Consider the following 9,070-nt stretch of genomic DNA (forward strand, 5'->3'; position numbering starts at 1 on the left):
AGGCTCGCGCTGGCCGGGCGGGCCAGTCTGGGCGCGGCCGCCGCGGCCGCGCTGCTGGGCGCCGACGACCAGGAGGCGCGCCGGCTGCTGACCCTGCTGTCCAGGGCCGGTCTGATCGACCACGTACGCGGCAGCCGCTACCGGCTGCACGACACGGTGCGGGCCTTCGCGCAGGCCAGGCTGGAGGAAGAGGAGCAGCCGCAGGAGCGTACGGCGGCGCAGGAGCGGCTGATCCAGAGTTACGCCGAACTCGCGGACGCGGTGATCCGCCTCGTGGACGGCAAACTCTCCACCCGTGCAGGCCAGTTCGGCCCGCACGGCTTCACCTCGCTGGACGCGGCGCTGCGCTGGCTCGACGAGGAGTCCAGCTTCATCACATCCGCGCTGCGCCAGGCGGAGGGCGTCGACCAGGACGTGGTGCTGCATCTGCTGGGCGCGCTCTGCGACTACTGCCTGCTGCGCGGCGACCTCTACCGGCTGGGCGAGATCAGCGAGCTGACGCAGGCCGTCGGGCAGGGGCTGCTGGCCAGGTCGGTGCAGTGGCGTACGGGGATCGCGGCCCGCCAGCTCGGCGAGCTGGACAAGGCCCGTACGACCCTCACCTCGGTCGTCGGCCTCTACCACGAGGCGCAGCAGGGGCCTGGCGAGGCGCTGGCGCTCTGCTCGCTCGGCATCACCCTGCACCACCAGGGCAATCTGACGGAGGCCGCGGCCCGGCTGCGGGAGGCGATCGCGCTCCAGGCCGCGCCCGAGCTGGCCGCGGACCGCGCCTGGTCGCTGCACGCGCTGGCGGCGGTGGAGCGCGACCTGGCGCATCTGCCGGAGGCGCTGACGCTGCTCACGACGGCGCTCACCCTGCACCAGGAGAGCGACTCGCTGCACGGCGAGGCGTGGACGCACTTCCAGCTGGGCCAGCTCTTTCTGCGCCTGGGCGACGTAGTGCGGGCCGAGGAGGAGCTGCGGACGGCGCTCGACGCGTACGGGCAGACCAGGGACGGGCGGGGCGAAGCCTGGGCGATGACCCAGCTGGCCCGGGCCAGGCTGGTCGACGGTGACGCGGCGGTCGCGGTGGACCAGCTCCGCCAGGCGCTCTCACGCCACCGGGACAACGAGGACGCCCGGGGCGAGGCGTGGACGCTCTACTACCTGGGCCAGGCCCTGGAGGAGCGCGGCGACCGCGACCAGGCGGTACGGGAGCTGGAGCGGGCCCGGACGATGTTCTCGCGGATGCGCGACGTGTACGGGCTGGCCTGCGCCCGCCACCACTCGGGGCGGGTCACCCGCGACCAGCGGGCGGCGCAGACGGGCAACCTCCGCAACAGCGGTTTCGCCCGCCAGCTGCTGGTCGACGCACGGACCGACTTCCACCGGATCGGGGTGGCGCACGGCGAGGCGTGGACCTCACTCGAACTGGCCCTGATCGACGCGGGCAACGACCGGGCCGCCCAGGCGCTCCAGCTCTGCGACGAGGCGGCGGCGCTCTTCGCGACGTACGACGACGGGAGGGGCGGCGACTGGGCCCGTTTCCTGCGCTGCACGCTGCTGCCTTACGCGTCGCCCGGCGGCTCCGATGTGGGCACGGCGGTGGCCGCGGAGGAGCTGTCCCAGCTGATCAGGGCGGAGCATCCGGCCCGCGACCCCGGTCTGGCCGAGTGCGCGGAGGCGTACGCCCTGATGCTGGAGCGCGGGGTGTCCCTGGACGACGGCTGGCAGGCATGGCTGCTCGGCATGGTGCCGGGCCGGAACGCCCGGGAGATCATGGGCGTACCGATGACAGGGGCACGGCGGTAGGTCACACCGGACACGGGACACCGGCCGCTGCGGCGCACCGCAGCTCACCGGGCAGGCGCACTCGCAGCCTGTCCGGTGAGCGGGGACGGTGGGGCGGTGGTCCGGTGGTCCGGCCTGTCCGGTGACCGGGCCCGGTCGGTGACCGGATCCGGCTGGTGACCGAGACCGCCCGGTGACCGGGACCGGCCGGCCTCAAGTTCCGGCCGGGCCTCAAGCCCCGGCCGCCCTCAGCCCCGGCCGGGCCTCAGCCCTTCTTGCCCTCGGTCCCCGCGGGTCCGGCGGGCTCCGCCTGCGGCTCCGGGGTCTCCTTGAAGGCCACCCGGCCCATGTGCCGGCTCATCGACTTCATCAGCAGCCACACCCCCACGGCCAGGGCCGCGAAGACGAGGAAGCCGAGAAGCCCTGGAGTCACCTTGTTGTCGTCGACCTCGGCCAGAGGGACGAGGTGCGTCAATGCCTGGCTAGCGCTCATAACTAGGCATTGTCCCGGATGCCCGCAAAGAGGTCGTCCTCGGGGAGGGATGTCGGCACGAGCGACTTCGAGAGCTCGTACTCCTCCGTCGGCCAGACCTCCTGCTGGAGATCCATCGGGACGCGGAACCAGCCGCCGTCGGGGTCGATCTGGGTGGCGTGCGCGATGAGCGCCTTGTCCCGGATCCCGAAGTAGTCCGCACACGGAATATGCGTGGTCAGCGTGCGTTCGGCGCGCTCGAACTGCTTCCAGCGCTCCAGCCAGTCCCCATACGGCGACTCCAGGCCGCGCGCCAGCAGTGCCTCGTGCAGGGCCACGGTGCGGGGCTTGTTGAAGCCCTGGTTGTAGTAGAGCTTCTGCGGCTGGAAGGCCGGGCCGAACTCGGCCTCGGGGTACTTCTCGGTGTCCGCCGCCGCATCGAACGCCACCATCGAGATCTGGTGGGTCATGATGTGGTCGGGGTGCGGGTATCCGCCGTTCTCGTCGTACGTGGTGATGACCTGCGGCCGGAATTCCCGGATCAGCCGCACCAGCCGCCCGGCGGCCACGTCGACGTCCTCCAGTGCGAAGCAGCCCTCGGGCAGCGGGGGCAGCGGGTCGCCCTCGGGCAGGCCCGAGTCGACGAAGCCCAGCCACGCCTGGTCGACCCCGAGGATCTCGCGGGCCTCGTCCATCTCCCGCTTGCGGACTTCGTGAATGTTCTCCTCGATGTAGGCGTCACCCTGGAGTTTGGGATTGAGGATGGAGCCGCGCTCGCCTCCGGTGCAGGTCACGACCAGCACGTCCACCCCCTCGGACACGTACTTGGCCATGGTCGCCGCACCCTTGCTCGACTCGTCGTCGGGGTGGGCGTGGACGGCCATCAGGCGAAGCTGCTCAGACAAGACAGGATCCTCAGTGATTCGTCGCAATCGGCGGCTTCTATAGTGACCGACTGAGGGGACGGAAAATTCCGGGATCCCCTGCTCTGGAGGAACGATCATGACGGCGGTTGGCGAACAGCTTCCCGAGGGCCGCTACGGCCGCTCCGCGGACGAGCGCGCGGATCGCAAGCTGAAGATCATCGGAGCGGTGCTCGGCGCCGTGGTGATCGCGGTCGTCGGCTGGTTCGGTTACGAGTCCCTCGGCGGCAAGTCCATCAGCGGTGAGGTCATCACCTGGAACATCGCGTCGGACCACGCGGTGGACGTCCATCTGACAGTCAGCAAGGACGCCGGGCTCCACGGCACCTGCACCCTGCGTCTGCGGGCCACCGACGGCGACGAGGTCGGCCGCAAGGACGCCAGGTTCGACCAGGACAAGAAGCGGATCGACCAGGTCGTGACCGTACGGACCACGTCGAGGGCCACCAGCGTCGAGCTCGTCGGCTGCCAGCCCACCTCCTGATCCGGCCCCCTGGCCCGGCCGGACCTCCCGGTCCCGCCTGATCCAGACTGGTCCGGCCTGACCGAGCCCGGTCCCGCCTGATCCAGCCCGGTCGGGGCTTGGTCCGCCTGCGTCTCCCGGCCGGCCCCCGCACCTCGTGACACTTCGGTCCTCCCCCTTCCGCTCTCGAATTGTTAGGCTCGTGGTTTCGCCCGCCCCTGGAGGAACATCCTTCTGGGTAGGGCGATGCTTTGTATTTCCGGTACCTACGAGGAGCACCAGTGACCCAGACCAGCGAAAACGTCACCTGGCTGACCCAGGAGGCGTACAACCAGCTGAAGGCTGAGCTGGAGTATCTGTCGGGTCCCGCACGCTCGGAGATCGTCACCAAGATCGCGGCCGCCCGCGAGGAGGGTGACCTGCGCGAGAACGGCGGGTACCACGCGGCCAAGGAGGAGCAGGGCAAGCAGGAGCTGCGCGTACGCCAGCTGACCCAGCTGCTCGAACACGCGAAGGTCGGCGAGGCCCCGGCGGCCTCCGGCGAAGCGGCTCCCGGCATGGTCGTGACCATCGCCTTCGACGGCGACGAGGACGACACGATGACGTTCCTGCTCGCCTCCCGCGAGTACGCCAGCTCGGACTTCGAGACGTACTCCCCCCAGTCCCCGCTGGGCACTGGCGTGATCGGCAAGAAGGTCGGCGAGAACGCCGAGTACGAGCTGCCGAACGGCAAGACGGCGACGGTGAAGATCCTCAAGGCCGAGCCGTTCAAGGGCTGACCCCCGTCCGCGCCCGCTGAGCCCCCGGCTGCCGCAGCCGGGGGCTCAGCCGTGCGACGGCGCCCGGGTCAGGCCGCCGCTGACCGGTACTTGCGGACCGCCAGCGTGCGGAAGACCGCGAAGATGAGCAGCGACCAGAGCAGCGAGGCCCACACCGGGTGCTGCATGGGCCAGGCGTCCGACGCCGACACGCCCGGGTTACCGAAGAGCACCCGGCACGCCTGGACGGTCGCGCTGAAGGGGTTCCACTCGGCGATCGGCTGCAGCCAGCCGGGCATCATGGCCGTCGACACGAACGCGTTCGAGACGAAGGTCACAGGGAAGAGCCAGACGAGCCCGCCCGATGTGGCCGCTTCCGGGGTGCGGACCGAGAGACCGATCAGCGCGCCGATCCAGGAGAAGGCGTACCCGAGCAGGAGCAGCAGCCCGAAGCCGCCGAGTACTTTCCCGATGTTCTCGTGGGTGCGCCAGCCGACGAGCAGGGCCACGATCGACAGCACCACCAGGGTGAGGGCCGTCTGGACCAGGTCGGCGATCGTACGTCCGGTGAGCACCGCGCCCCGGGCCATCGGCAGCGAGCGGAACCGGTCGATCAGGCCCTTGTGCATGTCGTCGGCGATGCCCGCGCCGGCCCCGGCCGTGGCGAAGGTGACGGTCTGGGCGAAGATGCCCGCCATCAGGAAGTTGCGGTAACCGACCGCGCTGGTCGAGCCGTTGACGACCAGGGACCCGCCGAAGACGTAGCTGAAGAGCACCACGAACATGATCGGCTGGACCAGCCCGAAGACCACGATCTCGGGGATACGGGTCATCCGGATCAGATTGCGCTTGGCGATGACCAGCGAGTCGTTGACCGACTGGAAGATCCCGCCGCGCGGCCGCGGGGCGAGCGGACTGGGTGCGGCATCCGTGACGGCGCTCATTCGCCGGCCTCCTCGGCGCTCGATGGTGTGCGGGTGGTGGGACCGCCGGGGGCGGGGCCGCCGGAGGGGCCGCCGCTCCCCGGGTCCCGGTCCGGGTTCCGGTCCGGGTCCGGCTCGGTCCCGTCCGCCGCCTCGGCCACATGGCCGGTGAGCGAGAGGAACACGTCGTCGAGCGTGGGGCGGCGCAGCCCGATGTCGTCGATCTCGACGCCCCGCCCGTCCAGGTCCCTGATGACCTCGGCGAGCAGTTTGGCGCCGCCCGTCACCGGGACGGTCAGCTTGCGGGTGTGTTCCGCGACGGCGACCGGCCCCTTGCCCAGTGCGGTCAGCACCTCGCGGGCGGGAGCGATCTGGTCGGGCTGGTGGACGACGACCTCGACGCGCTCGCCACCGGTGCGGGCCTTGAGCTGGTCCGACGTACCGCGGGCGATGACCTTGCCGTGGTCGATGACACAGATGTCGTGGGCCAGGTGGTCGGCCTCTTCGAGGTACTGGGTGGTGAGCAGCAGCGTCGTACCCCCTGCGACCAGGTCCTGGATGACCTCCCAGAGCTGCTGGCGGTTGCGGGGGTCGAGACCGGTGGTCGGCTCGTCCATGAACATCACGGGCGGCGACACGACGAGCGCGGCGGCCAGGTCGAGCCGTCGGCGCATCCCGCCGGAGTACGTCTTGGCGGGGCGGTCGGCCGCGTCGGCGAGGTGGAAGCGGTCGAGCAGCTCGACCGCACGCCGCTTCGCGTCGCGTGCGGACATCTGGTAAAGCTGCCCGACCATCTGGAGGTTCTCCCGGCCGGTGAGGTACTCGTCGACCGCGGCGAACTGCCCGGAGAGACCGATCGACCTGCGTACCTCCGTCGGATGCCTGAGCACGTCGATCCCGGCGACGACCGCCTGCCCGCTGTCGGGCTGCAGCAGGGTCGTCAGGACGCGGACGGCTGTCGTCTTGCCTGCGCCGTTGGGCCCGAGCAGGCCGAGGACCGTGCCCTCCGGTACGTCGAGATCCACGCCGTCCAGTGCTCTTACGTCGCCGAAGGTCTTCACCAGACCTTCGGCGTAAATGGCGCCAGGCATAGGGCTCCCCCAGGTGGATTTATGGGCGCTTTTACGCACACATCGTAAATTTGGCGCGACCATACCGCCCCACGGCGGGTGACGCGCGCCACAGAGACTATCGCGATGTATCGCGTCTGTGCAGAGGGTTTTCCGGGTTTCGTGGATTTCCCCGCTCCCGCCATCCCGGGCCGTCTCACGCGATGACGGTGTACCCCGCGTCCCGCAGCGCCGCGCTGACCTCGACGCAGTGCTCGGGCCCCTTCGTCTCCAGGTGCAGCTCCACCTCGGCCTCGGTCAGACCGAGCCGCGGATCGGTCCGCACATGGCGCACGTCGAGCACATTGGCGTCGGCCACCGAGAGCACACCCAGCAGCGTCGCGAGCGCGCCGGGGCGGTCGGTCAGCCGGAGCCGCAGCGACAGGAAGCGGCCCGCGGCCGCCATCCCGTGCGTGAGGATGCGCTGCATCAGCAGCGGGTCCACATTGCCGCCCGACAGCACCGCGACCACCGGCCCCTCGAACGCCCCGGGGTCGCTCAGCAGCGCGGCGACCGGACTGGCCCCGGCCGGCTCTACCACCATCTTGGCCCGCTCCAGACAGAGCAGCAGCGCACTGGACAGCTCGTCCTCGGAGACCGTACGCACCTCGTCGACCAGCTCCCGGATGATCCCGAACGGCACATCTCCGGGGCGGCCCACCTTGATGCCGTCCGCCATCGTCGGCTGCGCCTCGACCGACACCGGGCGCCCCGCGGAGAGCGAGGGCGGGTACGCGGCGGCGTTCGCCGCCTGCACACCGATCACCCTCACGTCCGGCCGCAGCGCCTTCACCGCGACCGCGATACCCGCGGCCAGCCCCCCGCCGCCGATCCCGACGACGATCGTCCGCACCTCCGGGCACTGCTCCAGGATCTCCAGGCCCACCGTGCCCTGCCCGGCGATGATGTCGGCGTGGTCGAAGGGATGGATGAAGACGGCGCCCGTCTGCTGCGCGTACTCCTGGGCCGCGGCGAGGGTCTCGTCGACGACCTGCCCGTGCAGCCGCACCTCGGCGCCGTACTCACGGGTCGCGGCGACCTTCGGCAGCGGCGCCCCCAGCGGCATGAAGACCGTGGAACGCACCCCGAGGAGCGACGAGGCGAGGGCGACACCCTGCGCGTGGTTGCCCGCGCTGGCCGCGACGACCCCGGAGGCCCGCTCCTCGGGGCTGAGCCCGGCGATCCGGACATAGGCGCCGCGCAGCTTGAACGAACCGGTGCGCTGGAGGTTCTCGCACTTGAAACGGACCGGTGCCCCGACAAGACGCGAGAGATGCCTGCTGCCCTCGATCGGTGTCGTCCGTGACACTCCGGAGAGCATCTTCTGCGCTCCGAGGACGTCGTCAAGGATCAGCGGCGGCAGGGGGTGTGACGTACCGAAGCTCATGGCGTCAAGTCTCGCAGCTCCGCGCAGGGCGGGCCGCCCGAGCCCACGGCCCGGCAACGGCTGGACCCTCATGTTCGCAACGGTTGGAGCAGCGCCGGTACGGCGCCGCTCCCGGCCGCGTACTCTGTCCCCCACTGTCCGCCCACCGTACGAAGAGAGCCCCCGGCCATGCCCCTTTCTCAGGACATGACTTCTGATATCGACCCCGGTTTCCTCGATGCCCTCCAGCACCAGGTGGCCCTCTTCGCCCGCCGCGCCGAACAGACCCGGATGGGGGGCGTCGGGCAGGTGCGGAACTCGATGGACCGCGCCGCCTATCTGCTGCTCAACCGGCTGGACCGGGAAGGCCCCATGGGCGTGAAGGCCCTGGCCGCCGGCATGGGCATCGACTCATCGACGGTGACCAGGCAGGTCGCTCCGCTCGTCGACACCGGCCTGGTCAAGCGCACCTCGCACCCCGAGGACGGCCGGGCCGTCGTCCTCCAGCTCTCGCCGCGCGGCCAGACCCGCCTGGAAGAGGTGCGCTCCTCACGCCGTGAGCTGATGGCCCAGGTCACCGAGGGCTGGACGCAGGAGGACCGCGAAGCCTTCTGCACCCTGCTGACCCGCTTCAACTCGTCGCTCTCCGGCCGTACGGCAGCACCCCAGGAGCCGGCGGCGCCGACCTCTTGACCGGTGCGCCGGCCTGCTCTCAGATGAGAGCAGGGAGGCACTGTGCGGGAGCGGACAGCAGCACGGGAACGCCGCCGCGACGAGGAGTTCGAGTCCTTCGTCGCGGGCGCGGCCGGCCGGCTCCTCCATGCGGCCGTCCTGCTGACGGCCGAGCCCACCGGCGGCACACAGCGCACGGGCGGCACCGGCGACACCAGCGACACGGGCACCGCAGGCGACACAGGCACCACTCGCGACACAGGCACCACTGCCGGCACCCCGCAGGCAGAGCGGCTGCTGCTCGCCGCGCTCTCCCGCACGTACGCGCGCTGGGACCGGCTGCACGGCGACGACCCCTAGCCGCACTTGCAGAGCCCGCCAGCGGCGTTGACCGCCCCGTTCGACAACATCCCCGAGGGCTTGCCCGGTCGGTCCGGTCGGATCCGGCCCGGCAGGGACCGGCGGCACAGGTCCTGGCTCCGCGGGCCCGACTCCCGCCCGTCTCGCCAGGGCGACCGCGGCCAGTGTGGAGTGCACTCCTAGCTGTCCCAGCACGTTCTGCATATGCGTACGCACGGTGTGCGGGGAGAGGAAGAGCCGCTCCGCCACCGCCT

The 9,070-nt window shown here is 70.9% G+C and carries 9 protein-coding genes and 2 pseudogenes; 5 read left to right on the plus strand and 6 right to left on the minus strand.

The features are described from left to right. Positions 1 to 1,791 (plus strand): tetratricopeptide repeat protein (locus tag G3I19_RS31345; RefSeq protein ID WP_164267104.1); only part of this gene is annotated, 1,791 nt, incomplete at its 5' end. Between the two features lie 244 nt (positions 1,792 to 2,035). Here the strand turns inward: G3I19_RS31345 and G3I19_RS31350 are convergent. Next, entirely contained in the window at positions 2,036 to 2,263 is a 228-nt protein-coding gene (locus G3I19_RS31350) for a hypothetical protein (protein ID WP_164267105.1), read from the minus strand. A 2-nt stretch (positions 2,264 to 2,265) separates the two neighbouring features. Then, on the minus strand, positions 2,266 to 3,147 hold the full coding sequence (gene mca, locus G3I19_RS31355) for a mycothiol conjugate amidase Mca (RefSeq protein WP_164267106.1): 882 nt from the start codon (positions 3,145 to 3,147) through the stop codon (positions 2,266 to 2,268). Between the two features lie 97 nt (positions 3,148 to 3,244). Here mca and G3I19_RS31360 point away from each other — a divergent pair, with 97 nt between their 5' ends. After that, entirely contained in the window at positions 3,245 to 3,649 is a 405-nt protein-coding gene (locus tag G3I19_RS31360; RefSeq protein ID WP_164267107.1) for a DUF4307 domain-containing protein, read from the plus strand. Positions 3,650 to 3,909: 260 nt separating this feature from the next. After that, positions 3,910 to 4,407 carry a transcription elongation factor GreA gene (gene greA, locus G3I19_RS31365; protein ID WP_164267108.1) on the plus strand — a complete coding sequence of 166 codons (498 nt, stop codon included), beginning with the start codon at positions 3,910 to 3,912 and terminating at the stop codon, positions 4,405 to 4,407. A gap of 68 nt (positions 4,408 to 4,475) precedes the next feature. On the opposite strand, the gene G3I19_RS31370 is transcribed toward greA, so the two are convergent. The 3 genes from G3I19_RS31370 to ilvA all read right to left on the minus strand — a co-directional run bounded on the left by G3I19_RS31370 (position 4,476) and on the right by ilvA (position 7,805). Then, on the minus strand, positions 4,476 to 5,330 hold the full coding sequence (locus G3I19_RS31370) for an ABC transporter permease (RefSeq protein ID WP_164267109.1): 855 nt from the start codon (positions 5,328 to 5,330) through the stop codon (positions 4,476 to 4,478). Beyond that, positions 5,327 to 6,400, minus strand: a complete 1,074-nt coding sequence (locus G3I19_RS31375; protein WP_164267110.1) for an ATP-binding cassette domain-containing protein — start codon at positions 6,398 to 6,400, stop codon at positions 5,327 to 5,329. Before G3I19_RS31375 ends, G3I19_RS31370 begins: the two co-directional genes overlap by 4 nt. A gap of 175 nt (positions 6,401 to 6,575) precedes the next feature. After that, positions 6,576 to 7,805 carry a threonine ammonia-lyase gene (ilvA, locus tag G3I19_RS31380; protein WP_164267111.1) on the minus strand — a complete coding sequence of 410 codons (1,230 nt, stop codon included), beginning with the start codon at positions 7,803 to 7,805 and terminating at the stop codon, positions 6,576 to 6,578. 168 nt (positions 7,806 to 7,973) lie between these two features. Between ilvA and G3I19_RS31385 the strand changes: the two genes are divergently transcribed. Further along, positions 7,974 to 8,477 carry a MarR family transcriptional regulator gene (locus G3I19_RS31385; RefSeq protein WP_203600737.1) on the plus strand — a complete coding sequence of 168 codons (504 nt, stop codon included), beginning with the start codon at positions 7,974 to 7,976 and terminating at the stop codon, positions 8,475 to 8,477. Positions 8,478 to 8,519: 42 nt separating this feature from the next. Beyond that, positions 8,520 to 8,813, plus strand: a pseudogene (locus G3I19_RS37805) (hypothetical protein); the annotation flags it as partial. Between the two features lie 117 nt (positions 8,814 to 8,930). Here the strand turns inward: G3I19_RS37805 and G3I19_RS31395 are convergent. After that, positions 8,931 to 9,070, minus strand: a pseudogene (locus tag G3I19_RS31395) (LuxR C-terminal-related transcriptional regulator); the annotation flags it as partial.

This window comes from Streptomyces sp. SID10853, from assembly GCF_010548145.1.
Taxonomy (GTDB): domain Bacteria; phylum Actinomycetota; class Actinomycetes; order Streptomycetales; family Streptomycetaceae; genus Streptomyces.

Bases quoted from the DNA above. Each gene is read 5' to 3' on its own strand.
- G3I19_RS31350 (WP_164267105.1), bottom strand. From the start codon at position 2,263: ATGAGCGCTAGCCAGGCATTGACGCACCTCGTCCCTCTGGCCGAGGTC.
- G3I19_RS31360 (WP_164267107.1), top strand. From the start codon at position 3,245: ATGACGGCGGTTGGCGAACAGCTTCCCGAGGGCCGCTACGGCCGCTCC.
- G3I19_RS31370 (WP_164267109.1), bottom strand. From the start codon at position 5,330: ATGAGCGCCGTCACGGATGCCGCACCCAGTCCGCTCGCCCCGCGGCCG.
- G3I19_RS31375 (WP_164267110.1), bottom strand. From the start codon at position 6,400: ATGCCTGGCGCCATTTACGCCGAAGGTCTGGTGAAGACCTTCGGCGAC.
- ilvA (WP_164267111.1), bottom strand. From the start codon at position 7,805: ATGAGCTTCGGTACGTCACACCCCCTGCCGCCGCTGATCCTTGACGAC.
- G3I19_RS31385 (WP_203600737.1), top strand. From the start codon at position 7,974: ATGCCCCTTTCTCAGGACATGACTTCTGATATCGACCCCGGTTTCCTC.